Raw genomic sequence first — 25,364 nt, forward strand, 5'->3', positions numbered from 1 at the left:
CGATACTTTTCAGAGGCTTCGTAACGCGTAGGCTGAGGATTTTTACATTCGTCGGGTTTTTACAATCCATCCTTGCCGTGCAAATGCTATCATTTGTGAATGAACCAACCTGCTCGCCAGAGTAAGGTCGCACATAATCCGCCTGACGCGGAGCGGTACATTCGCCCCAAGCAAAAGCGGTTGATCAGGCTTGGCAAGCGGTTGCGCGATCCGGTCAACCGCTTGCTCGCCGGACAATCAAAAGTTGGTGACGCCCCGATAATTGACCCAGCGTTGGTACCGGGACTGAACGAAGTCGCGCACCAATGGGCAGCAATGCGCGCCGAAATTGCACCATTAATGCGAGAACGAGAGGCTATTCCTCCGCTCGGCAGGATTTCCCCTGACCACCGGCGCATCGCTTCGACCCCAGCTTGGAAGAGCTTCTTCTTCCAGGGCTATGGCTATCATGTGGAACAGAATGAGGCCCGTTGCCCCACCATTGTTGAAGCAATCAGTCGCATCCCCGGTGTGGTCGTAGCGTTTCTTTCAATAATGGAACCTGGTACCCATGTGCCCCGCCACAGGGGGCTGACCAAGTCATGGCTCAATTGTCACTTACCCCTGATGCTGCCTGACGACGATGGCCGCTGCGAGATTGCGATTAACGACAAGATCGTCCAGTGGCGCAAAGGCGAATGGTTGGTGTTCGACGAGACCTATCCGCACGAAGTGTGGAACCAGTCGGGAGAGCCGCGTGTCGTGCTGCTGTTGCAAGTGCAGCGGCAAATGCGTCTGGCAGGCCATCTCGCCTCACGCGCCCTTTATCACGCGATCAGGCATTCAAGCTTTGTGGGCGATGTCCGAAAGTCTGTCGGGAAATAGGCTTAACCCTCCGGTAGGCGCGGCGCGGAAATCTGCCGGAAGGGCGCGCCTAATGCCCGGTCGATCGCGACATCTTCGGCAGCTTCCGGGTCGTCAACACCGATAGTAATCCCGTCCTGAGGCGGCTGAGACAGGAAAGTGCCGTGCAGCCGGTCCCAGAAGCTCAGCCCGCTGGTGAAATTGCTATCGCTTTCAGCCACCACATTCGAATGGTGGATGCCGTGCATTTTGGGCGTGGTCAGAACGGCTGACAGCTTTTCATCAACGCCATCCGGCAGCTTTATATTCGAATGGTGGAACAGGATCGAAAAATTGAAGAAATTGCGCCAGTAACGCAGCGATTTCGGGCTGACCCCCGAAAGGCGCACCTGCACCAGCCGCCATGGTAGCGACACCAGCATATCCACCGGGTGAAAACGCACCGCTGTGCTCGCATCCATATCAGGGTCGATGTGATGGACACGGTGAAAACGCCACAAGAACGGCAGCTTATGCGTGGCAACGTGCCACCAATAAAACCCGTAATCCATCGCAGCAATCCCGCCAAGCAGCCGTAAGGGGCGCGGCAGATGCTGGGCAAAACCGCGCTTTCCAGCCAGATTTTTCTCGGCGATCGCCTTGGTCAGCGGTTCCTCAACCGCCGCCACTATCACAGCGCAGCCAGCACCCATTGCCAGATTGCGGATATTGCGTGGGATCGCTGGCTTCTTCTGTTCACGTAAGGGCACTTTACGTTCGGCAAGCAGAATCCCGCCCACTACTGCGCCAGCGCCGATCAGCATTGCCAGTTTGCCAAATTTCATACCATCTCAATGCCCCATGGCGCAGGTCCAGTCGAGCCGTTAGAACCCTTAATATGACCGAACCGCTGATTTCAATCTTCTGCCGTTGGCCCACTCCGGGCGAAGCCAAAACACGGCTGATACCTGGATTTGGTCCTGAGGGAGCAGCGGCGATCTACACCAAATTGCTCGCGCACACTGTCGAGGTCGCACGCGCCAGCGGTATTGCGTTTGAACTGCGTGTAACCGGCGCGCCGCCCACGCATTTCCGCGAAGCGCTGGGCCAGGATTTGCGCGTTGTGGAACAAGGCGATGGCGATCTGACCGCTAAGCTCAGCCGAGTTTCCGCCCCGGCTATCGTGATCGGCAGCGATTGTCCCGGCCTTATCCCGCAAGTTCTGATCGCAGCGCGCGACACGCTTCAGACCGACCCAATGGTGATTGGTCCGGCGAGCGATGGCGGTTATTATTTGCTCGGCTACAAAGAATCCGCTGACTTTGCCTTTACCGATATGGAATGGAGCACTGACACCGTCTTTGCCGAGACCCTGAAGAGGTTTGTCGCGCAAGGCATCCGGCCAGCCGTCCTGCCCGAATTGAGCGATGTAGACACTGCAGCAGACCTCGAACAATGGCCGGAATTCTTGCCGTGACCGATGTCGGTATTGTCCTTCCTGTGCTGAACGAGGAAGCCGCTCTGCCGGCGATGTTCAAGGTCCTTGACGGCCTTAACCCGAAACCTGCCGAAATTCTGTTTGTCGACGGCGGCAGCGGCGATGCAACTTGTGATTTGATCCGAGGAGCCGGGCACCAACTGCTCGAAACCGAGCCCGGGCGAGCGGTCCAGATCAACGCCGGCGTTGAGGCGAGCACGGCCACACAGATCTGCGTTCTTCATGCCGATACGGTTCCGCCTGCCGACATGGTCCAAGTGATCAGCGACACGCTGGCCTATCCCAAGATTGCTCTCGCCAGCTTCACGCCGCTGATCAAAGGTCCACAGAAGACCCGCTGGTTCACAACGTTCCACAATTGGATCAAGACTTGGTACGCACCGCTCATCACCCGCCCGCATTTGTTTGTGCGCGGGGTACGGCTGCTGTTTGGCGATCACGCGATGTTTTTCCGCCGCGCCCAATTCCTCGCAATTGGTGGCTGCACGCCGGGGGACATTGTGATGGAGGAAGCCGATTTATGCGTTAAATTCGCACGGCTTGGCAAAATAAAGCTGGTCCGCCGCTGGGTCGAAACTTCGGATAGGCGCATCGCAGCTTGGGGGCCGCTCAAAGCCAACTGGATTTACTTCAAGGTCGGGATCTTATGGGCTGTGGGAGCACGCAGCCGGATGGCGAAGGATTATCCAGACATTCGCTAGTGCTCACTCCGCCGCCTCTTCCTGAGCCCCCTTCAAGAACCTAGCATCGATGCAATAGCTGATCAGCCGGTGTAAATATTCCGCGCCCGTTGGCGGACAGACCAAACCTGTCATTTCCTGCGCCACGCGATCATCGAAATGCGGATCGCGCTGAAAATAGCTCGCATAGAGACCGGCCACGCGTTTGTAGAGGCGTCGCTCCAGCGCAGGCAATGCTGCCGGGTCGAAGCTCTCTGGTTCGACCAATTCTGGTCGGTGAAACTGCGGAAAAGCCGCGATCCCATCGGTGAACATGCCCACGGGAATGGGGCGCCCTGAAACCAGATGACAGATGGCACCGTCTGCGCGGCGCATATTCTGCGCCAGCGCAACGATCCCTGCCGCGACATGGTCAAGCGGAACAAAATCCAGCGTCGCATACGCGCGCGCCGGCATGTGCCGTACGCGCCCTTCTGCAATCAATTTGAACGCGGCATAGGTTGTGTCGAACTGGCGAATGCGGCCAGTTACGCTTTCACCCACAACAATACTGGGGCGCGCAATTGCAAACGGCACTCCACTGGCCCGAACCAGCTTTTCTGCCGACGCCTTGCTGGCCTCATACCCGTTGGCAAAGCCGCTTTCCGGTAGCCGGTCGCTCTCGAGGATGGGTCCGTTGCGAGTGCCGCAAACATAAGCGGTACTCACATGGAGGATTGGCATATCGCCCGACCGTGCGAATTCCACGGCATTGGCCGCGCCACCTGTATTAACCTTGCGATAAGTCTCGTCATCGAGATCAAACCGCACGGTTGCCGCGCAGTGGATCAGCAGATCGTGGCTTCCGGTCAGCCGGTCCCACTCGGCCTTTTCCCAGCCGAACAAAGGCGCGGAGACATCTCCCGCGACAACTTCCTGCGGCGAAATTTCGATGCTGTCGTTGGCGCGAATATCCCGATTATTGTGAACGAGCGCAGTTACGCTGTGCCCCGCGGAAAGCAGGCGCGCAGCGACCTCTCCGCCGATCAATCCGGCGGCCCCTGTCAGAAATATCTTCAACAGCAAGCAGCCGGAGCGGAAGCAGAACTTTCGCCGGCACCATCAGCAAACGGCGCGGCAATGCCGCAATCGGGAAAAATGCCGTAATGAGTGCTGAAATCGCCAATAAAGGTGAAATGCTCGGCAAAGCGCGAGTCTGCGAGCATCTTCCAGCTGTTGCCGCAAATCGGGAAGATTTTGCCTGCCTCAATATGGTGGTGCTCATCCAGTTCGAACACGCGTTCCTGTCCGCGAATGGTGCCCCTATAAATTACTGCCTGGCCGTAATCTTCGCATTGCGTTTCCAGATCGGGCAATTTGAACAGGCGGTAAGTAGCCGAATGAAAATTGATCCCATCCAATTTGGCCGCGACATCCTTGTCACCAATTGCCAATGGCCGGCTAAAAACGAGGCGCGGATCGAGGAAGCCTGCTTTCTTGGCGTGGTCGATAAAGTCGCCCCAATACAGAGCGCCCGAAAGGCATTCGCCGTGCAACACCGGATCGCTTTGCAAATGCGTAGGAACGCGGCGGTCGGAATAAACGTCGGAGAAATACAGCTCGCCGCCCGGTTTCAGCAAACGGTAAGCGGCCGAAAACACTGCATGTTTGTCGGCAACGAGATTGATCACGCAATTCGACACGATCACATCATAGTGATTTGCGGGCAGATCGAGCTGGTCGAGCTTTTCGATATCGCCTTCGACAAACATCACATTCGATTTGGCGTAGCCGAATTTCTCGCGGTGCCATTCCAGATGATCATTCGCCACGGCCAGCTGCTCGGGTGTGGTGTCCACTCCGGTGACAGTGCCCGCTTCGCCGACAATCTGCGCGAGAATATAGGCATCCTGACCGCTGCCAGACCCCAGATCGAGAATATGCGCGCCCTCAATCGCTTGCGGGCTGACGAGGCCGCAGCCGTAGTAACGCGCTCGCACTTCCTCATGAACGTTCATCATTGCGTCCATAATGGCTGGCGGCGGCGCTTCTGTGGTGCAGCAGGCATCGGTTTTCAGATCATCCGATCCGCCTAGAACCTTGCCATAATAGTCGCGGCTATTTTCGATATTCATGTAACTTCCAGTCCCGTTCCGGCGAATGCCAGGCCATTACCAATGACGCGAGCTTCACAAAAGGGTTCGTTTGCGCGCCATAGCCCGTTACAGAGGGACCACAATGAAATTTACCCATGATGTTATCGTAATCGGCGGCGGAGCCGCTGGCCTAACCGCAGCGGGTGGCTGCGCACTATTTGGACTGAAGGTTGCCTTGATCGAAGGCAACAAGATGGGCGGCGAATGCCTGAATAATGGCTGCGTCCCCTCCAAGGCAATCATAACGGCAGCCAAGCGCGCACAGGAAGCCCGCGAGGAGAAGCGTTACGGTGTTCAACTCGCTGCGCCTAAGGTCGAATGGGCCGGTGTCCACAAGCATATTCACGACGCCATCGCCCATATCGAGCCGCATGATTCGGTAGAAACATTCGAGGAAATGGGCTGCGAGGTTATGTTGGGGCGCGCCACAGTGACCGGCAAACAAACCGTCGAAGTTGGCGGACGCACGTTGAAGGCCCCGCGTATTGTTATTGCGACCGGCTCAGAACCTTTTGTTCCGCCAATCGAGGGCCTTGATAGCGTTTCCTATCTGACCAACGAAAACCTGTTCGAACTGACCGAGCAACCGAAACACCTCGTTATTATTGGTGGCGGCGTGATCGGCATGGAAATGGCGCAAAGCTTCCGCCGCCTCGGCTGTGAAGTCACAGTGATCGAACCGGGTACGCCGATGAGCCGTGATGACCGCGAATCGGTTCAAGTCGTGGTTGATGTGATGAAGGACGAAGGCGTCCGCTTCGTCGCGGGCAAAGGCATGAAGGTAGAAGGTAGCGAAGGTAGCATCAGCGTTCATACCGATGGCGGCGAAACAATAACCGGATCGCATCTACTGATCGCGGTTGGCCGTAGCGCGCGGGTTTCAGGTTACGGCTTGGAGGAATTGGGCATGGAGCTGGGCCGTAACGGCATCAAGGTTGACGCCCGCCGCCGCACTTCGGTCAAGGGCATATACGCCATCGGAGATTGCCGCGAGGGGCCGCGCCTGACGCATGTCTCGGGCTATGAAGGTTCCAACGTTGCGCTGGAAATAACCACCGGCATTCCAACCAAGGTCGATTGGAAGGCGTTGCCGTGGTGCACCTATACCGAACCCGAAGTCGCGCAAATTGGCATGACCGAGGAAGAGGCACGTAAGGAATTCGGCGACAAAATCACAGTGGTGAAAGAAGCCTTTGCCGACAATGAACGCGCCATCGCCGAGGATTCGACCAAGGGCCATCTGAAAGTAATGTTCAAAGGCAAGAAGGTGGTCGGCGCGAGCATTTGCGGCAAGAATGCCGGCGAATTGCTGTTGCCCTTCACCCAAGCGATCACCGGCAAAAGCAGCAGCTTTGCGCTTGGTTCCGCAATCATTTCCTACCCTACCCGCAGCGAGATATCGAAGGCCGCAGCGTTTTCTGCCTGGGAGCCGACCGTGTTCGGTTCGCTGCCCAAGAAATATGCCGGTTTCGTCGCCAAGATGCGCCGCACCTTTAGCTGAGCGAGAGTATCCGAATGTCCGACGCCCGCACAAAAGGCCGCAACGCGCCTACCGGTCCCTCCCCTTTTCGGGTTGAGGCCGAGGCGCTGCCAGAGGCCAAATTCTCCGATCCCGTGCGGACCGCGAAGGGCGAACTGCGCGCGTCGGTTCCCATGACCAAGCTGGAAACGCTGTGGTTCAACACCGGCACTTTGTGCAACCTTGCCTGCGCCACCTGTTATATTGAAAGCAGCCCGACCAATGATGCGCTGGTCTTTATCAGCCGCGATCATGTTGCAGCCTATCTGGACGAGATTGCCGCGACTGGCCTGCCGACTTCCGAAATCGGCTACACTGGCGGCGAGCCGTTCATGAATCCAGAATTTGTCGCAATGTTGACCGATACTTTGGAGCGCGACTTTGACGCGCTGGTACTCAGCAATGCGATGAAGCCGATGCGCCGGCATGAAGCAGCGCTGCTCGATCTGAAAGAACGCTTCGGCGGCAAGCTGACAATCCGCGTCAGCCTCGATCATCATACGCAGGCTGGCCATGAAGGCGAACGCGGGCCGCGCAGTTGGGATGCAGCCATTAACGGCCTGAAATGGCTGTCGGACAATGGCTTTTCCATCGCGGTCGCGGGCCGATTGCTTCCCGGCGAGACTATGGAACAGGCCCGTTCTGGCTATGCAGAATTGTTCACGGCGCATAATATCCGGATCGATGCGCATGACCCGGCACGAATGGTCCTGTTCCCCGAAATGGACGAGACCAAAGACATTGCCGAGATTACCACTGAGTGCTGGAGCATCCTTGGCCAATCACCGGCCGACATCATGTGCGCCACCAGCCGCATGGTCGTCCACCGCAAGGGCGAAGCCGCCCCGCGCGTCGCGGCTTGCACGCTAATTCCCTATGATGCCGGCTTCGATATGGGTGCGACGTTGGCAGAGGCGTCACGTGACGTGTCGCTCAACCACCCGCATTGTGCGCGGTTCTGCGTACTGGGCGGGGCCAGCTGCTCGGCTTAGCTCCTTGGCTAACTCACCCACCGTCAACTCCGGACATGATCCGGGGCTATGAAGGCAGAAAAGCACTCACAAAATCCGCCCAGCCACAGCATCCAGCTTCGCCAGCAATGCTGGATCGCGCGCATCTGGTGCAGTGATCACCGCAAAATCGAGGACTGTGTCGAGCGGTGACGCCTCGCGTTCTGCAGGCAGCGCACCGATAAACTCCTCGACTGTCCGCCTTGCAGTTTCGCCATTGGCATTCATTTGCGCGATCACTTCGCTGACCTCGACAAAGGCCGCATCTTCACGCCAGCAATCATAATCGGTGACCATGCCGACCAGCGCGTAAGGCATCTCCGCCTCGCGGCTTAGTTTCGCCTCGGGCATTGCAGTCATACCGATAATATCGGCGCCCCAGCTTCGGTAAAGATGGCTTTCGGCGCGGCTCGAGAACTGTGGTCCCTCCATCGCCAGATAGGTGCCCCCATGGGCGACTTTGGCATCTGCCCGGGTCGCTGCCGCCGCAGCAAAAGTGCTGATCCGTTCGCATACGGGTTCAGCCATGCTGACATGGGCGACCATGCCTGTGCCAAAGAAGCTGGAGGCGCGTGTCTTTGTCCGGTCGATAAATTGGTCCGCCACCACGAAATGGCCGGGCGGTAATTCTTCCTGCAGGCTGCCGACCGACGATATGGCGAGGATGTCGGTGCATCCGGCCCGCTTCAGCGCATCAATATTGGCGCGCGCATTCACTTCGCTCGGCGGTATCTTGTGTCCGCGACCATGGCGCGGAAGGAAACGCACCTGCACATCGCCAATCCGGCCGCACAGGATTTCGTCCGATGCCTCGCCAAAGGGGGAATTCACCCTGATCCACTGCGCATCTTCCAGCGCATCAATCTGGTAGAGGCCGCTGCCTCCGATAATACCGATGGTCCAATTTGTTTTCATACAATGATACTATCATTCCGCAGCGGATCAGAAAACCTCGAAAACCCGGCAACGAATTGGGCTCTCGAACGTTAGAGCATTATACAATCAGGAGAATTTAATGAAACTGCCGAATAATGCCCATGTTGCAATCGTCGATGGTGAAAATTTCATAGTCATGCAGAACACGGGCCAGATCTTCGAGCCAAAATTGAAGCAGGTAGCTAAGCCTGATCTGGACGCGACCAATTTCAGCGCCGGGGTGAAGCATCAAGACGATGGCGGTCAGAAAACAGGCGCGACTGACCTGACTGAATTGGCGCATGGAACGGCGGCTGCCGAATGGCTTAATTCGAAAGCGCTCAGCGGTGATATCTCGGACCTGTTGGTGATCGCTGACCCAAAGACACTGGGCGAAATGCGCCGGCATTATCACTCCGAATTGGAGAAGCGTTTGGTCGGCGAGATCGCCAAAACCATGACTGGCGAGCCGACGGACCGAATTGAGAAAGCGATTATTGCGGCCTGACGCATGATTTGGTCGCCCCGATAACACTTCTCACCGCTATCATGGTTGCATCGCGGATTCTTGCGTCGTTAGGATCCGCGTTAAGAATTTACAAACCATCCTAGGGGTATTCACGCGGTCATGCGATTAGGATCAAAGATGTTCGGGCAGCTTAGTGCTGCGTTTGCGCTTGGCATTGCAGCGATTGCGCCGGCACAGGCCCAATCAACCGATTTTCAGGCGGCGTTCGACCGATCATTCGGAACCGAGCAACGCACTCCGCAAAGCTTCGATGCTGTCTACGACAGCGGTTTTGAACGACGAATTGCCCAGATCGCTGATGGCGATGAGGGCAGGATCGGCGTGGCCGCGGTTGATTTGTCGACTGGTCAGGCGATATCGATTCTGGGCGACCAGCGCTTCCCGATGGCCAGCACCAGCAAGTTGGCAATCGCAGCAACTTTCCTAGAAGGGGTCGAGCGGGGCAGATGGAGCCTTTCGAGCGAATTTCCTTTGCTGGTTCCCGTACGTTCCGCGAAATATTCATCGCTCAAGGCGCCCGTGCGAAAAGGGAATTATTTGCCCGCAAGCGATCTGATTGAAATTATGATCACCCGCAGCAGCAATTCGGCCACCGATGCGCTGCTTAATGTTGTAGGCGGCCCTAGCGCCGTGAACGCTTGGATGCGCCGCAACGGGATGGACGAATTCCAGTTGACGCGCGACATCGCCACTTTGGTGCGCGATGATGGAGAATTTGATCCGGTTGCGCATATCGACGAACGCGACAGTGCCACACCGAAGGTAATGGTTCAGTTTCTGACCGGATTGTATCAAGGCCGTTTTTTATCGGCCAGTTCGCGCAGCGTGATCATCGGGGCAATGGAGCGATGCCGTACCGGTAAGCGCCGGATACCCGCTCTGCTGCCCGATTCGGCAAACGTAGCGCATAAGACGGGTTCACTGAACAACACGTCGAGCGATATCGGGACTTTCATTACGCCAGACGGACGGACGATTGCAGTCGCGATTTATGTCACCGGCCAAGGCGCCCGCCTCAAGCGGGAAGCGCGCATCGCACAGATCGCTAAGGCACTGTATGACGGATATTCGGACGGCAGCAGCCGGAACTGGACAAACGCAGAATACCGCAATGGCGGTTAGCAACAGGGCGGCGGACTAGCTTTTCCGCCAATTGGGCAAACAAAAAGGGCGGCACCTTGCGGTACCGCCCTTTCGTAATTCTAAAGCGAGCGCTTATTCAGCAGCTGCTTCAGCTTCAGTTTCGCCTTCAACAGCAGCTTCTGCTTCAACAGCAGCTTCTTCAGCGCCTTCAGCAGTTGCTTCAGCAGCGCCTTCAACAGCGTCGCCAGCAGCTTCTACGTTTGCTTCTGTGTCAGCAGCCATTGCGTCTACAGTTTCACCAGCTTGATCGGCAGTTTCCGAGCAAGCAGCGAGAGTCAAAGCGGCGCCGGCAGCTGCGGCAGCAAATACGATCTTACGCATGTATAAATTCCTTAAAACAGCGAGTGGATATCGCACGGCCGGTTCTGGCCATACGCGAAATCTCCCACGTGGACAGACTTCGTGAGTGCTAAATAATGGCAGAAATGTGTCAGCGCAATAGGCATCGACCATTTTCTGCCTTTTTTCTGCCTTATTTTTGATAAAGCGTTATAATCCCGCTATATTTTCCCTGCGCAAAACTTTCTGCAAGTAAGCTGACCAAGCGGCTCCGCACTGCTAGATAGCGTCTATGGCCGAAAAACAGCACCTCTATCTCGTCGATGGTTCCGCATATATTTTCCGTGCTTACCACCGGTTGCCGCCGCTAACTGACCCTGAGGGGACGCCCGTTGGCGCGGTTTACGGATACACGACCATGCTCTGGAAGCTGGCGGAGGATTTGGACAAGGCAGAAGGGCCAACACACCTCGGGGTGATTCTCGACAAATCGAGTCATTCCTTCCGCAATGATATTTTTCCTGAATACAAAGCGAATCGCCCGCCCCCGCCCGAAGATCTGGTGCCGCAATTCCCGTTAATTCGCGATGCGACGCGCGCCTTTAGCCTCGAATGTATCGAAGAGCAGGGGTTGGAGGCCGATGACCTGATTGCATCCTATGCCCGGGCGGCAGCCGCACAGAACTGGGATGTCACCATCGTTTCATCCGACAAGGATTTGATGCAGCTAATCGGTGAAGGCAGCGAATCGATTGGCAAGATCGACATGCTTGATACAATGAAGAATCAGCGCATTTCGATCCCCGAAGTGGCTGAGAAATTCGGCGTTGCACCTGAACTGGTTGGCGATGTGCTCGCGCTGATGGGCGATTCGGTCGATAATATTCCAGGTATCTATGGCGTCGGTCCGAAAACCGCGACCAAGCTGATCCAGGAGCATGGCAGTCTTACCGCCGCGCTCGATTCGGCAGCGGATATGAAGAAATCCAAGCTGAAAGAGCGCCTACTAGAACACCGCGCCGACGCAGAACTCAGCCGCATTTTGGTAACGTTGAAGGAAGATTGCGATCTGCCAGTGCCGATCGAATCATTCAAGTTAGACGGGGTGCCGCCCGAACCGCTCGCGACATTCCTCACCAAGCATGGATTCACCAGTCTGCTGCGCCGTTTGGATACGGGTAGCGGCAGTCCAGAGCGCACAACCAATCTTAACCCGGCCAAGGCAATTACCGCAGGCGTAGCAGGCACAGAAAAGGGCAACCGCCAAGCTTCGCCCGAAATGACGCCGATTGACCGGAGCGCCTATGAATGCGTTCAGGATCGCGAAACGCTGGACCGCTGGATCTCCAAATGTTTCGCGGCTCGTGTCATTGCGGTCGACACTGAAACCAGCGCGCTCGACGCAATGCAAGCCGATCTAGTTGGAATCAGCCTTGCGACAGGACCAAATGAGGCCTGCTATATCCCGCTGGCGCATGGCGGTAGCGATATGTTCACCGAGAAGCCGAAGCAGATCGACCGCGAGGAAGCTTTGGAGGCGCTCCGCCCGCTGTTGGCCAGCGATGCCGTTCTGAAAATCGGCCAGAATATCAAATATGACCTCAACGTGCTGGCACGTTACAACACCCCGATTTCGCCAATTGATGACACGATGATCATCAGTTTCGATCTGGACGCAGGCCGCGGGGAAGCAGGCATCGGCGGCGGTCACGGAATGGATGAATTGTCCGTCCGGCATCTTGGCCACTCGCCGCTTAGCTTCAAGGACGTTTGCGGCACCGGCAAAAAGCAGATCCCTTTTGGCGAAGTGCCGCTGGACCGGGCAACCGAATATGCGGCAGAAGATGCCGATGTGACCTGGCGCCTCCACTCGCTGCTCAAACCGAGATTACCGATAGAGGGAGGCACCAAAGTATACGAGCGGGTCGACCGGCCCTTAGTGCCCGTAGTGGCGCAGATGGAGCGGCATGGCATCAAAGTTGATCGCGCCCAACTGTCGCGGCTGTCTGAAGAATTTGCGACCACCATGGGGACGCTAGAAACGCAAATTCACGAAGATGCAGGACAGGAATTTTCCATCGGAAGCCCCAAGCAATTGGGGGAAATTCTGTTCGACAAGCTTGGCTATAAGGGCGGACGCAAAGGCAAAAGCGGGCAATATTCGACCGATCTGACCATGCTAGAAAAGCTCGCTGAACAGGGCGCGGGAATTGCCACACGGGTGCTCGAATGGCGGCAGCTGGCGAAGCTTAAATCGACCTATACCGATGCGTTGCAAGCCGCGATCAATCCCAACACTGGCCGCGTGCACACAAGCTACAGCTTAGTTGGTGCACAGACAGGCCGGCTGTCCTCCACCGATCCAAATTTGCAGAACATTCCGATTCGGACCGAAATCGGCCGGCAAATCCGCGAAGCATTTGTTGCGGACGAGGGTAATGTATTGCTCGCCGCCGATTATTCGCAAATTGAGTTGCGGCTGGCGGCGCATATGGCGGACGTCCCTTCGCTGAAAGAGGCCTTCGAACAGGGCGAGGATATCCACTCGCGCACCGCACGCGAAATGTATGGCGAGGTCAATCGCGAAACCCGCGCGCAAGCCAAGACGATCAATTTCGCCATCCTCTACGGCATATCGCGTTGGGGGCTTGCAGGGCGGCTCGGAGTCGAAGCCGATGAGGCGCAGGCGATGATTGACCGGTATTTCGAACGGTTCCCAGGCATCCAGCGCTATATCGCTGAAACGCTGGAGACGGTGCGCGAGCGCGGGTATTCGGAAACTCTGTTTGGCCGCAAAACCTGGTTCCCGCGGATCAACTCCAAAAATCAGGCCGAACGCCAAGGCAGCGAACGCGCCGCGATCAATGCACCGATCCAAGGAACCTGCGCCGATATTATCAAGCGTGCCATGGTGCGGATGATGCCGGCGCTCGACACTGCTGGCCTCGGCCATGTGCGGATGCTGCTGCAAGTCCACGATGAATTGGTGTTTGAACTGCCAGAAGGCGATGTTGAGGCGGCGACATCAATTATCAGAAACGTTATGGCAAAGGCTGCAGAGCCGGCGGTAAAGCTGGATGTGCCGCTGGGAATCGAAATCGGTTCGGGCACAAGTTGGGGCGCAGCGCATTGATAGGCTACGCTCTCTCTAAAAATCCCTGAAGAAAATTAAGGCCGCTCGATGCTCGACCAGTTAAACCCGACCAATTGGACCATAATCTGGGAAGATGTGGCCATCGCAGCCGCCGCATTGGTGCTTTCTGTATGTGCCGCCTATTTCATTTACCGCATTGTCTTTGCGATATTGCGGCGGATAACTGCGGCATCGGAAAGCTCCGCTGATGATCTTATTATTGAAAGCATTCGCAGACCGATAAAATGGTCGCTGATTGCAATCGCCATAACGCTGGTGGCGCAGGCGAACGCATCGCTCGCATTTGTATGGGAACCGCTTGCCAAATTCGTTCGCCCAGCTTTGCTCGGCTGGATCGCCTATACTTTGGTCAAATCCTTCACTGCTGCGATGGAAATCAAGCTTGAGGCATCGGAGGATCCTGTTGCTGTCCGCAGCCGCCGGACGCGTATTTCGATACTGTCCCGCACGGCGACGTTCGCAATCATTTTTATCACCGTCGGGCTAATGCTGCTGGGGATTCCCGGTGTCAGCGAAATCGGAGCAACGCTGCTTGCATCAGCCGGCCTTGCCGCATTGGCCATTGGTGCAGCCGCTCAGCCTGCGCTCAAGTCGCTGATAGGCGGCCTGCAAATGGCAATCACCGAGCCACTGCGGATCGGCGATTTGGTGGTGGTCGATGGCCATACGGGGCGCGTCGAGGAAATCCGCATGAGCTTCATTACCGTGCGCACATGGGATGAGCGGGCGATTATCGTGCCCACAACGCAAGTGCTCGAAAGCAGTTTTGAAAACTGGTCTCGCAAGAGCGAGATGTTGACTGGTCCGGTCTTTCTCCATCTCGATCCAGCGGCAGAAATCGAACCGATCCGCGCCGAATTTACCCGCTTTGTCGAAGAGCAAGAGAATTGGGATGGCCGCACGGTCGCGCTGCTGATGACCGAAGCCTACCCAGAAAGCATTGAATTGCGCCTCTCGATGAGCGCCAAGACAATTGGCGAATTGTTTGCGCTTCGCTGCGCAGTGCGCGAACATATGATCGATTGGCTACGCAGGGAAATGCCGCATGCGCTGATCCGCCACCGGCTTGAAGTCGAGGCGGCGAACCAGCGTGCTATGGGTAATTAATCTACCTGCAAATTAGTCTTCAATATTGCCGTGCTTCTTATCACGGGTCGGTTCGAACATCCCGTCATGAACGAAGCCGATGGGCTGAACCTGCGCAGCGCGCGTTTTCAGCTCGCCCCGCATCTTTTTATATTCGTCCTCCATCTTTTGCGTGACTGTGGCGCGCGAATCTTTAAGCGCCTCGGAAAAATCAGCTGCGGTGACTTGTTTCACGTCACCGCCAGCACGGCGCAGAGCGTTGAGACCGGCACGGCGCACGACATCTTCCAGATCAGCCCCTGTGAAGCGCGCGGTTTTGCTTGCTACATCAGCCAACTTCACATCCTTGGCGAGAGGCATGTCAGCGGAATGAATAGATAAAATTCGCTCGCGCCCCTTTTCATCGGGCGTTCCAACATAGACCAACTCATCGAACCGGCCTGGTCTCAGCAAGGCAGGGTCGACCAAAGCAGGGCGATTGGTTGCCCCGATGACAATCACCGATTGCAATTCCTCCAGCCCGTCCATTTCAGCAAGGATGGTGTTGACCACTCTTCCGGTGACTTGCGGTTCCCCTTGCCCACTACCGCGAGCGGGAACCAGACTGTCAATTTCGTCGATAAACACAACGCACGGCGCAACCGAGCGAGCACGCTGGAACATCCGGGCAATCTGCTGTTCGCTTTCGCCATACCATTTCGACAGCAAATCGGAGCTTTTCATCGAGATGAAATTGGCTTCGGCCTCCTTCGCCACCGCTTTCGCTAGCAAGGTCTTGCCAGTGCCGGGAGGACCATAGAGCAGGAAGCCCTTGGCTGCGCGAATACCGAGCCGCTCGAATGCTTCAGGGTTCTTAAGCGGGAGTTCAATGCCCTCTTTGAGCTTGTCTATAGCATCATCAACGCCGCCAATGTCAGCCCAGCCGACATTGGGCATTTGCACCATTACTTCACGCATCGCGGATGGTTGCACACGCTTGAGCGCCGACAGGAAATCTTCCCGCGTCACACACAGATCGTCGAGCACATCTTGCGGGACCGTGCGTTCATCCAAATCCAAACGCGGCATAATTCCGCGCACCGCATCAATCGCCGCTTCTCTGGCGAGCGCCGCAATGTCGGCGCCGACAAAACCATGCGTTGTCTTGGCAAGCTCGTCCAAATTGACCTTATCGCCGAGCGGCATTCCACGGGTATGAATCGCTAGAATTTCGCGGCGCCCCTTCTCATCAGGCACGCCGATGATGATTTCGCGGTCGAAACGGCCAGGACGGCGGAGCGCTTCGTCCATTGCATCGGGTCGGTTGGTTGCGGCAATAACCACCAGATTAGACCTAGCTTCCAACCCGTCCATCAGCGTCAGCAATTGAGCAACTAGCCGCTTCTCGGCCTCGCCCGGTACTTGCGTGCGCTTGGGTGCGATCGAATCGATTTCATCAATAAAGATGATTGACGGAGCAACCCGAGTGGCTTCCTCGAACACTTCGCGCAGCTTTTTCTCGCTCTCGCCATAGCCCGATCCCATGATCTCTGGGCCGTTAATGGTGAAAAATTCCGCGTCGCTTTCGTTGGCGACCGCTTGCGCAAGCCGAGTCTTACCGGTGCCAGGAGGGCCGTGCAGCAGCACGCCCTTGGGCGGATCAACACCAAGGCGAGTGAATAATTCAGGATATCGCAGCGGCAATTCGACCATTTCGCGCAATTGCTGGATCGTGTCACCGATGCCGCCGACATCATCATAATTGACGCCCGCACGCGGATCGCGCGGCTCCTCGAATTCGGCCCGCAATTCGACCTCGGTGTTCTCGTCAATATGAACGATACCCTTGGGAGTGGTTGAAACAACGCTCAAACGTATTTGAGTAAGCGCGTAGGCTGGCGCATTGAACATACGCTGCACTTGTGGCGGCATGTTCTGGACCGGCTGCTGGCCCGTGGTGGCCACTAAGTCGCCTGTGACAATCGGTTTGCGGAAGAAATTGCGCTTGAGCGCCTGGGTCGGACCTTGCAGTCGCATTTCGCGCTGCGCCGGTGCGAAAACCACTCGCGTGGCTGCTTGCGATTTGCTCACGCTAATCTTTACATGCTCTCCAGATCCCGCTTCGGCATTGCCGCGTTGCAGACCGTCGAGCCGGACGACGTCGAGCGACTGATCCTCGTCATAGGCGGGCATTGCGATCGCTACCGTGCTTCGCTTGCCAGTAATCTCGACCACGTCACCTTCAGTAATGCCAAGTTTCTGAAACGCAGAGCGCGGCATTCGCGCAATACCTTGACCGCTTTCTTCCTGCCTCGCTGCTGCGACTTGCAACCGCACGCTTTTGTCTTTCTTCTTTTCTGCTTCAGTCGCTTTAGCGTTGGCCATCGGGCATCTGCTTTCTGTATATCGGAACAAATAGAAAGCTCTAGCTAGGTAGCGTATGGCAATGATGCAAATGACGATGCAATCCAGAGCCCCGCGCAGCCCACAAACTCAGCCAGCCTATGTTGCTGCGCGGACTGAAGAAAACGCACCCTTACTTGCCAGACAAGAAAAAAGCCCGGTCGTTGCCGACCGGGCTATAAAAGTTTGGGAGAGGATGCCTGAAAGGCGCTATCTAAATGGCGGATAGGCGGTTTTTGTGCAAGTGCGAAAAGAGCATGGTCAGTTGCATTTTGTGCAACAAAATGTAAGCTGCTGTGAAATAATGGCTTTATCCGAATTTCTCGGTGATGCCCCCGTAGATTATTCGCTTTCGATTTTTAATTGTTGCGTCGCAACATGCGCAGGGAAGTTGAGCGGAGCGGCATTCCATCCCCCTTTCGGCTGGGGTGACATCGTCCATTCGTCATTCTAAAGGAGGTTATTCCCGCTGGAGGACTGAATGAACAAGATTTTTCCTGATGCTGCAACTGCTCTCGAAGGCGTATTGCGCGATGGCATGCTAATCGCATCCGGCGGCTTTGGACTGTGCGGCATTCCGGAGCGCTTTCTCGATGCGATTCGCGACAGCGGCGTGTCTGGACTTACTTTTGCCAGCAACAATGCCGGGATCGACAATGAAGGCATCGGCAAGCTGCTCCGCACTAAGCAGGTCAAGAAAATGATCGCGTCTTATGTCGGCGAGAATAAGGAATTTGAGCGGCAGTTCCTGGCTGGCGAGCTCGAAGTCGAATTTTGCCCGCAAGGTACATTAGCCGAACGAATGCGCGCTGGCGGCGCAGGCATCCCGGGTTTTTATACGAAGACCGGAGTCGGCACCCAAGTTGCCGACGGCAAGGAAGTCAAAAGCTTCGATGGGCCAGACGGTCCGCAGGATTATATCCTCGAGCGCGGAATCTTCGCGGACCTTGCGATCGTTAAGGCATGGAAGGCGGACGAGACCGGCAATCTGGTGTTCCGCAAGACTGCGCGCAATTTCAATCTGCCTGCCGCAACCTGCGGCAAAATTTGTGTGGTTGAAGTCGAAGAAATCGTGCCGGTAGGCTCGCTTGATCCCGACTGCATCCATCTGCCCGGTGTGTATGTGCAACGAATGGTGGTGGGCGCGCCCTATGACAAGAAGATCGAATTCGTCACCACACGCGAACGTGCCGATGCCTAACCGGAAGGCTTAACCGTGAAACCAGCCTCTCTTCGTCTTGCCGCCTCTCTGGCATTGTTACCATTGCTCGGCGGCTGCGTCGCGGCGCTGATTCCTGTTGCCGCTGGCGGGGCAATGTTTGGCAAGGATAAAATCGGATTGGGCGACAGCAGCGATGATCCTGTTCAGGCAGATCCAACTGTGATTGTCGAGGCAGCCATTGCTGCGAAAGGATTGGCTGAAGCAACCTCCGAAGAAACGGTTGCCGATCCTCTGCCCGCTGCCGAGCTGCTAGCAGAAAATCCTACAATTGCCGGGGCTTTTGCAGAATCAGCCCCAAATGCAGTGGCCGTGAAGAGCCAACCTTCAAAGACCACCGAACTTCCCGCCAGGTTGCCGAAAACAACTGGGTACAAAGAGCCATCGGTCGCAGGAGCACCTACTGCGGAACCCCGTTTTGAAGAAGCATTTGCGCCCGTCCAAGCGGTTTCCATGCCGATCGTTGCAACAACAACAACAACCAGCACGCCGCCGATAACCGCAGGTGTGACGCAGTCCGCACCAACATACGGGCCGACAGATTTCAGGGCATATGACGCACTGTATAGTTATGTCGATTCGCAAGCGAGGCGTGATCCTGTGCAAAGTTCACGGCAATCGGCATTGCTTGCAGCCCCAGGCACGCTCAGCCCGATACGGACCGATTGCAGCATCCGGCCACCAGCAGTCTTAATTGATCTGGATCCAGAGAATGCCGTTTTTGACCCAGGTGTTGAGGCACAGCCCAACCCCGCGCTTTCACAATTGCTGGCATCGCTGCGAGCGCAAGAGATTGAGGTTTTCTGGATTTCCGAGCTGTCTGCGATTCAGGCAGGTGCCGTGCGCAAGGCTTTGGTAGCAAGCAGCATGGACCCCGTCGGGCGTGACGGATTGTTGCTGATGCGCCGGATCGAGGACCGCAAACAAGCGCGGCGCAAAGAACTGGCCGAAACGCACTGCTTATTGGCGATTGCTGGAGATACACGAGCCGATTTTGACGAGCTGTATCTTTATCTGAAAGACGCCAACACTGCGCAACCACTTGAATCGTTGATTGGAGCTGGCTGGTTCATAACGCCGCTTCCGCTCATCACACCAAATCAAAATCCCGAAGGATAGACCGCAATGAGTTGGACCCGTGATCAAATGGCTGCCCGAGCAGCGCAGGAATTGCAGGACGGTTATTACGTCAATCTGGGCATTGGTATCCCGACGCTGGTCGCCAACCATATCCCCGCAGGGATGCAAGTAACATTGCAATCCGAAAACGGCATGCTCGGCATTGGTCCTTTTCCCTTCGCGGGCGAAGAGGACGCCGATTTGATTAACGCTGGCAAGCAGACGATCAGCGAGCTTCCGCATTCGGCCTATTTTGACAGCGCGGCTAGCTTTGCCATGATCCGTGGCGGGCATATCGACTTGACAGTTCTTGGCGCGATGGAAGTCGCGGAGAACGGCGATATTGCCAACTGGATGATCCCCGGCAAAATGATCAAAGGTATGGGCGGCGCGATGGATCTGGTGGCGGGGGTTAAGAAAATCATCGTTGTGATGGAGCACACCAGCAAGAACGGTGATCCAAAGTTCATTCCCGCTTGCACACTACCGCTCACCGGGACCAATGTGGTTGATATGATCGTGACCGACCTTGCCGTGTTCAGACGCGATGATCACGCTAGCCCGTTCAAGCTTATCGAACTCGCTCCCGAAGTGACCGCAAAAGAAGTCGCTTCAAAGACAACCGCACATTATGTCACCTAATTGGGCATGAACGATGACCGCTTTCCGCTAAGCGGCCTGAAAGTTGTCGAACTTGCGCGAGTCTTGGCTGGCCCTTGGGTCGGGCAGACTTTGGCGGACCTTGGTGCGGATGTGATCAAGGTCGAAAGCCCTGACGGTGACGGAACCCGCCAATGGGGCCCACCTTGGATTGATAGGGGGGCCGAGGCACCAGAGGCAGCCTATTACCACGCCTGCAATCGCGGCAAGCGAAGCGTTGTGGCCGATTTCAATGACCCAGCCGATCTGGATAGCGTTCGTCATTTGTGTAGCAGAGCCGATGTCGTGGTGGAGAATTTCAAGACCGGAACATTGGCGAAGTTCGGGCTCGATTACCGAAGCCTCCAGCCTGCTAATCCGCGTCTAGTCTATTGTTCCATCACTGGCTTCGGACAAACCGGACCCCGCGCTCATGAAGCAGGATATGATTTTGTCGTGCAGGGGATGAGTGGCTTTATGTCGCTAACAGGAGAGCCTGACGGCAATCCGATGAAAATGGGTATTTCAATTTCAGATCTGACCTGCGGTCTGTATTCCACAATTGCCATCCAATCCGCTTTGATGATGCGCGAGCGGACTGGCACCGGCCAGCATATCGATATGTCGCTGCTCGATTGCTCGATCGCGCTCCTGGCGAGTCAGGCGCTCAGCCAATTTGCCACCGGGGCTAACCCGCCACGCATGGGTAATGCTCATGCGCAGGTTGTACCCTATGGGGTATTCGCCACTGCAGACGGTCATGTGATTCTTGCGCCCGCCAATGACCGGCTCTTTGTGAAAATGATGCACGTTTTGAAGCGAGATGATCTGGCCGGAGACATACGGTTAGCAGACAACCCCGGGCGGATCGAAAACAGGGGCTGGATGGACAAAGAGATCGCTGATGAGGTCCGTACATGGAATTCAGCTGAATTAATGGCCGCATGCAAACTGGCGGGCGTGCCAGCAGGCCCTATTAACCGGATCGATGAGGTCTTTGACGAACCCCAAGTTGCCGCCCGCGGGATGAAAATCGAAACCGACGGTGTGCCTGGGGTGCGCAGCCCGTTCGTCTTTTCGGGCGCCGATCTCGCGTTTGGCCGCGCGTCACCGAAGCTCGGCGAGGAAAATGTGTCGATCTGGTCCAGTTGGGACAGTTGAACGAAACGCAACACTACCCAGCCTAAAATCACATTGACCGCGAATATGTTTCGGGTATTTCTGTTCCAACAGAAATGGATGAATCATGGAGCAATTGCTCGAAATCCCTGAAGTCCGGTCTTTTATCCTTCACTGGGGGGAGATGGGCAATCATTGGGGCGTGAACCGGTCTGTCGCGCAGGTTCATGCGCTGCTTTATCTCTCAGACCGTCCACTGCATGCTGAAGAGATCACCATCGGCCTAGGGCTAGCGCGGTCTAATGTTTCCACTGCGCTCAAAGAACTCCAATCTTACGCAATCGTCCGGCGGGTGCATGTCGAGGCCGATCGGCGCGACCACTTCATTGCCGAGACCGATTTATGGGACATGCTGATGAAAATCGTCAGCGAGCGGAAAAAGCGTGAAATTGACCCTACCATCCAGATGCTCGGCGGATTGGCAGAGCAACTAGAAGGCCGCACCGATGTACCCGAACACGTGACCCAGCGTATCCAGCGGATGCATGAATTTATCGGCACGCTCGGCCATTGGTATGACGATGTCCGGCGCCTGCCTAAATCTACGTTGGTCACACTCATGAAGCTCGGCTCGAAAGTTTCGCGCTTCCTACCCGGTAAGTCGAAAGACTAAAATCCACACAAACTAAAAGGAGCAAACCAGACCAGGCAAACTTAGAAACACGTATTTCTCTAATTACAGAAAGAACAGGAGTTTATGATGACTGCAATTGTAATTTACGTCGCCTATTTGGTGATCAGCATCGGACTAACCATTTGGGTCGCTGGCACCCTATCCAAAAATGGAGAGATCTTCTTGATCGACTGTTTCGGGCATGACGAGAAACTGGCGCGGTCGACCAACCATTTACTCGTGGTCGGGTTCTATCTGGTCAATTTGGGATTCATCCTGCTGGCTCTTCAATTCGGCCATCCGCCGGACGATGCTGCAGGTGCCATTCGCTTCCTCTCCAGCAAAATCGGCCTGTCTGTGCTGGTGCTCGGTGCAATGCACTTCTTCAACATGAATGCGATTGCCAAATTTGGCCGGAAAGTCGGAACCTGGTTCCGCGAAGGCCAATGGGCTGATGCGGCCATGCACGGACAGCCTGCTGAGCCAGCGCACCCCGCTTAGCCTTAGGCAAATAATAAAGGCGATCGTTCCGACAGGACCGATCGCCTTTATTGCAAGCAATCCAACCGGACTAGGCCAGTGCGGCTTTCAGCTTCTCAACCAAATCAGTCCGCTCCCATGGGAACAAATCGCCCTCAGCCTTGCGGCCGAAATGACCATATGCAGCCGTACCGCGATAGATCGGCTTATTAAGACCGAGATGCGTGCGGATACCCCTAGGCGTAAGTTTGACCAGCCCGGGGATGGCCGCCTCAATCCGGCTTTCGTCAACGCTGCCAGTGCCATGCAGATCGACGTAAATCGACAAAGGCTCTGCCACACCAATCGCGTAAGACAGCTGGATCGTGCAGCGCCGAGCCAAACCGGCCGCAACAATGTTTTTTGCCAGATAGCGCGTGATGTAGGCTGCCGAACGATCCACCTTGGTCGGATCTTTACCACTGAATGCGCCACCGCCATGTGGGGCTGCGCCGCCATAGGTGTCGACGATAATCTTGCGTCCGGTCAATCCGGCGTCCCCGTCTGGTCCGCCAATTTCGAATTTTCCGGTCGGATTTATGTGATAGACCGTGTTGTCGGTCAGCAGTTCCGCCGGAAGCACGTCAGCAATCACGCCCTTCACATAATCACGAAGCTCGGCATATTTTGCCTCATCGCCTTCGCCGTTATGGAAGTAGTATCCCGGCGCGTGCTGGGTTGAAACGACGATTGCAGTTGCTTCAACAGGACGCTCATTGGCGTAACGCAATGTCACTTGGCTCTTGGTGTCAGGCTCTAAGAATGGCGCTTTGCCCGATTTGCGATCGGCCGCCATCTGTTCAAGAATCTTGTGGCTGTAATCGAGTGTTGCTGGCATCAAGTCAGGGGTCTCGTCCGACGCATAGCCAAACATTATGCCCTGATCGCCTGCGCCTTCATCCTTGTCATCGGCAGCATCAACGCCTTGCGCGATATCGACCGATTGACCGTGCAAATTGTTCTCGAACTTGAGGGTTTTCCAGTGGAAGCCAACTTGCTCATAGCCGATCTCGCGGACGGTCTGGCGAACTGCTGCTTCGATTTTCTCGGGAATTCCATCGGCCCATTGACCGTCTTGATAGATACCCTGACCTCGAATTTCACCAGCCAGTACAACCAATTGGGTTGTCGTCATCGTTTCGCAAGCAATCCGAGCCTCGGGATCAATGCCGAGGAATAGGTCGACGATAGCGTCCGAGATTTGGTCCGAAACCTTGTCCGGATGGCCTTCGGAAACGCTTTCTGAAGTGAAGAGAAAACTGTTACGCATGATGCACCATATAAAGAAATCTTTATGTCTTGCGCGGGTCCTAGCTGCGCCGGAAGCGTGTTGCAACCATCGATGCGATGATTGAGAGAATTGCCCAGGAAAGCGGCAATATATTGCCAAACCGAGAAAACAGCGTTGGCTCTTTGGCCGGTGGCACAATCCCATCAATCCGAGCCGCTTCATGCTTCGAGATATATTTCCGCACCACGCCATTGGCATCAATGACAGCGCTTATGCCGGTGGTGGTCGAGCGCAAGACTGGAAGCCCTTCTTCGATTGCCCGCATTCTGGCCTGCGCCAGATGCTGCGGTGGACCCCACGCGCCAAACCAACCGTCATTAGAGGGATTGAATATATAATCAGGTCGGTTCTCCGCATCGACAACTTGACCGGAAAAAATGATTTCGTAGCAAATCTGAACGCCGGCTTTGCCCCATTCACCCAGTTCAAGCGTCTGCGGGCCAGGCCCGGGAATGAAGTCGATTGCGCCTGCGACCAGGCGCGTTGCGCCAAGCGGTTCCAACAACCAGCGCAAAGCCAGATATTCGCCGTAAGGGACCAGATGCGCTTTGTCATAACCGGCGACAATCCGGCCATTTGAATTTATCGCAGTGACTGCGTTGCGTGCGCCCGACACCTTGCCATCCTCGAATTCGAGATCGACAGCTCCGGTCAGCATTAAACCACCGTCACCAGCGACTTTTCCTAACCGAAGGCGCGCAAAGAGGGGGTCCCCTGCTGCCGTCATTTGGTCATAATATCGTTGCGGATAGCCGTCGCGAAGATAGTCTGGAACGCCCGATTCGGGCCAAAGAAGCAAACGTTTTCCAACGTCGCGTTGCTTAACTGAAAGCGACGCTGATCGCAGAAAATGCCCTTCAAATTGCGCGGGATCGTCGAGCACTTCTTGCCGTACATCCGGCTGAATCAGGGTAAAAGCGAGGGTGCCTTCCTCGCGTTCCGGAGCGGGGAAATACATCGCTACGGCCATGGCCGCTGTCACACCAATCGTGGCCACAAAGCGGCGCGATTGGATCAACGCCAACAGACCGGCGGCAAGGCATACAACCAAGCCTGACAGCGCGTAAGTTCCAAGCCAAGGCAAAATAACCGCAGCACCGGGACGATCAAACGATCCCAGCAAAACAAGGCCCAGAGGGTCCCAAGCATAGCCGGTAAACACCCAACTGCGCAGCCACTCGGAAATTGTCCAACTGCCCGCAAACGCAAATGCGAACATTCCAAGCCTATCGCCAGACACTAACCATTTGGCCAACCAGCATGCCAATGCCGGGTAGACAGCAAGATAAAGCGACAACAGAGGTACAGCAAGCCAGCCCAAAGCCGCGGGCATTTCCGCTTGGTAGGTGAAGGCGGTGGCAATCCAATTGTTCGCCAGAGTGAAATGGGAAACCCCAAACAGCCAGCCAAGCAAAGCCGCCCGCTTGCGTGTTTCAGCCTGCAGAACCAGCCAGCCAAGCCCCGCCATCGCGAAAAGGGTCAATGGCCAAGCGGATAGCGGCGGAAAGCCAGTTGCAGCAAGCAAGCCCAACACCAGCGCAAAAAGGCGCGGCCAATCGGAAACGAATTCAAGCGCTTTTGCGAGGACAGTCATGTTCCGCCCCTCCGCGCCGGCGACCTAAACGGTCAAGCT

The 25,364-nt window shown here is 56.0% G+C and carries 23 protein-coding genes; 15 read left to right on the forward strand and 8 right to left on the reverse strand.

What is annotated here, in order from left to right:
• Positions 1 to 99: 99 nt before the first annotated feature.
• Positions 100 to 864 (forward strand): aspartyl/asparaginyl beta-hydroxylase domain-containing protein, encoded by a 765-nt coding sequence (locus GRI36_RS00930; protein ID WP_160596758.1) that lies wholly within the window; start codon positions 100 to 102, stop codon positions 862 to 864.
• Positions 865 to 866: 2 nt separating this feature from the next.
• Here GRI36_RS00930 and GRI36_RS00935 read toward each other — a convergent pair whose 3' ends face one another.
• Entirely contained in the window at positions 867 to 1,667 is an 801-nt protein-coding gene (locus GRI36_RS00935; RefSeq protein ID WP_160596759.1) for a sterol desaturase family protein, read from the reverse strand.
• A gap of 53 nt (positions 1,668 to 1,720) precedes the next feature.
• Here GRI36_RS00935 and GRI36_RS00940 point away from each other — a divergent pair, with 53 nt between their 5' ends.
• Both GRI36_RS00940 and GRI36_RS00945 read left to right on the forward strand, forming a co-directional pair.
• The gene (locus tag GRI36_RS00940) at positions 1,721 to 2,299 is read left to right on the forward strand and encodes a TIGR04282 family arsenosugar biosynthesis glycosyltransferase (protein WP_160596760.1); all 579 of its coding nucleotides are present in this window, start codon (positions 1,721 to 1,723) and stop codon (positions 2,297 to 2,299) included.
• Complete coding sequence (locus GRI36_RS00945) at positions 2,278 to 3,021, forward strand: glycosyltransferase (RefSeq protein WP_160596761.1); 744 nt, start codon at positions 2,278 to 2,280, stop codon at positions 3,019 to 3,021. The genes GRI36_RS00940 and GRI36_RS00945 overlap by 22 nt, the downstream gene beginning before the upstream one ends.
• Before the next feature lie 3 nt (positions 3,022 to 3,024).
• Here GRI36_RS00945 and GRI36_RS00950 read toward each other — a convergent pair whose 3' ends face one another.
• A complete protein-coding gene (locus GRI36_RS00950) occupies positions 3,025 to 4,059 on the reverse strand; it encodes an SDR family oxidoreductase (RefSeq protein WP_235902126.1) in 1,035 nt (344 codons plus the stop codon).
• A complete protein-coding gene (locus GRI36_RS00955) occupies positions 4,056 to 5,114 on the reverse strand; it encodes a methyltransferase domain-containing protein (RefSeq protein WP_160596762.1) in 1,059 nt (352 codons plus the stop codon). The genes GRI36_RS00950 and GRI36_RS00955 overlap by 4 nt, the downstream gene beginning before the upstream one ends.
• Before the next feature lie 103 nt (positions 5,115 to 5,217).
• On the opposite strand from GRI36_RS00955, the gene GRI36_RS00960 reads away from it, so the two are divergent.
• Together GRI36_RS00960 and GRI36_RS00965 are read left to right on the forward strand one after the other, a co-directional pair.
• Entirely contained in the window at positions 5,218 to 6,636 is a 1,419-nt protein-coding gene (locus GRI36_RS00960) for a dihydrolipoyl dehydrogenase family protein (protein ID WP_160596763.1), read from the forward strand.
• Between the two features lie 14 nt (positions 6,637 to 6,650).
• Positions 6,651 to 7,646 carry a radical SAM protein gene (locus GRI36_RS00965; protein WP_160596764.1) on the forward strand — a complete coding sequence of 332 codons (996 nt, stop codon included), beginning with the start codon at positions 6,651 to 6,653 and terminating at the stop codon, positions 7,644 to 7,646.
• Between the two features lie 66 nt (positions 7,647 to 7,712).
• Here GRI36_RS00965 and mtnP read toward each other — a convergent pair whose 3' ends face one another.
• The gene (mtnP, locus tag GRI36_RS00970; RefSeq protein WP_160596765.1) at positions 7,713 to 8,579 is read right to left on the reverse strand and encodes an S-methyl-5'-thioadenosine phosphorylase; all 867 of its coding nucleotides are present in this window, start codon (positions 8,577 to 8,579) and stop codon (positions 7,713 to 7,715) included.
• A gap of 100 nt (positions 8,580 to 8,679) precedes the next feature.
• On the opposite strand from mtnP, the gene GRI36_RS00975 reads away from it, so the two are divergent.
• Both GRI36_RS00975 and GRI36_RS00980 read left to right on the forward strand, forming a co-directional pair.
• Positions 8,680 to 9,087 (forward strand): baeRF12 domain-containing protein, encoded by a 408-nt coding sequence (locus GRI36_RS00975; RefSeq protein WP_160596766.1) that lies wholly within the window; start codon positions 8,680 to 8,682, stop codon positions 9,085 to 9,087.
• Positions 9,088 to 9,207: 120 nt separating this feature from the next.
• Complete coding sequence (locus GRI36_RS00980; RefSeq protein WP_235902127.1) at positions 9,208 to 10,230, forward strand: serine hydrolase; 1,023 nt, start codon at positions 9,208 to 9,210, stop codon at positions 10,228 to 10,230.
• Positions 10,231 to 10,323: 93 nt separating this feature from the next.
• Here the strand turns inward: GRI36_RS00980 and GRI36_RS00985 are convergent, their stop codons facing one another.
• On the reverse strand, positions 10,324 to 10,572 hold the full coding sequence (locus tag GRI36_RS00985) for a hypothetical protein (protein ID WP_160596767.1): 249 nt from the start codon (positions 10,570 to 10,572) through the stop codon (positions 10,324 to 10,326).
• Between the two features lie 250 nt (positions 10,573 to 10,822).
• Here GRI36_RS00985 and polA point away from each other — a divergent pair, with 250 nt between their 5' ends.
• The gene (gene polA / locus GRI36_RS00990; RefSeq protein ID WP_160596768.1) at positions 10,823 to 13,663 is read left to right on the forward strand and encodes a DNA polymerase I; all 2,841 of its coding nucleotides are present in this window, start codon (positions 10,823 to 10,825) and stop codon (positions 13,661 to 13,663) included.
• A gap of 48 nt (positions 13,664 to 13,711) precedes the next feature.
• Positions 13,712 to 14,791 carry a mechanosensitive ion channel family protein gene (locus GRI36_RS00995; RefSeq protein ID WP_160596769.1) on the forward strand — a complete coding sequence of 360 codons (1,080 nt, stop codon included), beginning with the start codon at positions 13,712 to 13,714 and terminating at the stop codon, positions 14,789 to 14,791.
• 12 nt (positions 14,792 to 14,803) lie between these two features.
• On the opposite strand, the gene GRI36_RS01000 is transcribed toward GRI36_RS00995, so the two are convergent.
• On the reverse strand, positions 14,804 to 17,134 hold the full coding sequence (locus GRI36_RS01000; protein WP_160596770.1) for a CDC48 family AAA ATPase: 2,331 nt from the start codon (positions 17,132 to 17,134) through the stop codon (positions 14,804 to 14,806).
• A gap of 499 nt (positions 17,135 to 17,633) precedes the next feature.
• Here GRI36_RS01000 and GRI36_RS01005 point away from each other — a divergent pair, with 499 nt between their 5' ends.
• The 6 genes from GRI36_RS01005 (at position 17,634) to GRI36_RS01030 (ending at position 22,422) form a co-directional block, all read left to right on the forward strand.
• A complete protein-coding gene (locus GRI36_RS01005) occupies positions 17,634 to 18,353 on the forward strand; it encodes a CoA transferase subunit A (protein ID WP_160596771.1) in 720 nt (239 codons plus the stop codon).
• Positions 18,354 to 18,368: 15 nt separating this feature from the next.
• The gene (locus GRI36_RS01010) at positions 18,369 to 19,490 is read left to right on the forward strand and encodes a ribonuclease E domain-containing protein (RefSeq protein WP_160596772.1); all 1,122 of its coding nucleotides are present in this window, start codon (positions 18,369 to 18,371) and stop codon (positions 19,488 to 19,490) included.
• A gap of 6 nt (positions 19,491 to 19,496) precedes the next feature.
• Positions 19,497 to 20,132 (forward strand): CoA transferase subunit B, encoded by a 636-nt coding sequence (locus GRI36_RS01015; protein ID WP_160596773.1) that lies wholly within the window; start codon positions 19,497 to 19,499, stop codon positions 20,130 to 20,132.
• Positions 20,133 to 20,138: 6 nt separating this feature from the next.
• Positions 20,139 to 21,290 carry a CaiB/BaiF CoA transferase family protein gene (locus tag GRI36_RS01020; RefSeq protein WP_160596774.1) on the forward strand — a complete coding sequence of 384 codons (1,152 nt, stop codon included), beginning with the start codon at positions 20,139 to 20,141 and terminating at the stop codon, positions 21,288 to 21,290.
• Positions 21,291 to 21,375: 85 nt separating this feature from the next.
• Positions 21,376 to 21,921, forward strand: coding sequence for a GbsR/MarR family transcriptional regulator (locus tag GRI36_RS01025; RefSeq protein ID WP_160596775.1), 546 nt, complete (start codon positions 21,376 to 21,378; stop codon positions 21,919 to 21,921).
• An 84-nt stretch (positions 21,922 to 22,005) separates the two neighbouring features.
• The gene (locus GRI36_RS01030; RefSeq protein ID WP_235902128.1) at positions 22,006 to 22,422 is read left to right on the forward strand and encodes a hypothetical protein; all 417 of its coding nucleotides are present in this window, start codon (positions 22,006 to 22,008) and stop codon (positions 22,420 to 22,422) included.
• A 70-nt stretch (positions 22,423 to 22,492) separates the two neighbouring features.
• On the opposite strand, the gene metK is transcribed toward GRI36_RS01030, so the two are convergent.
• Both metK and lnt read right to left on the reverse strand, forming a co-directional pair.
• Positions 22,493 to 23,710: a methionine adenosyltransferase gene (gene metK / locus GRI36_RS01035; RefSeq protein WP_160596776.1), complete on the reverse strand. Its 1,218-nt coding sequence runs from the start codon at positions 23,708 to 23,710 to the stop codon at positions 22,493 to 22,495.
• Between the two features lie 40 nt (positions 23,711 to 23,750).
• Positions 23,751 to 25,325: an apolipoprotein N-acyltransferase gene (gene lnt / locus GRI36_RS01040; protein WP_160596777.1), complete on the reverse strand. Its 1,575-nt coding sequence runs from the start codon at positions 25,323 to 25,325 to the stop codon at positions 23,751 to 23,753.
• Positions 25,326 to 25,364 lie beyond the last annotated feature (39 nt).

Source organism: Pontixanthobacter gangjinensis, from assembly GCF_009827545.1.
GTDB lineage: Bacteria > Pseudomonadota > Alphaproteobacteria > Sphingomonadales > Sphingomonadaceae > Pontixanthobacter > Pontixanthobacter gangjinensis.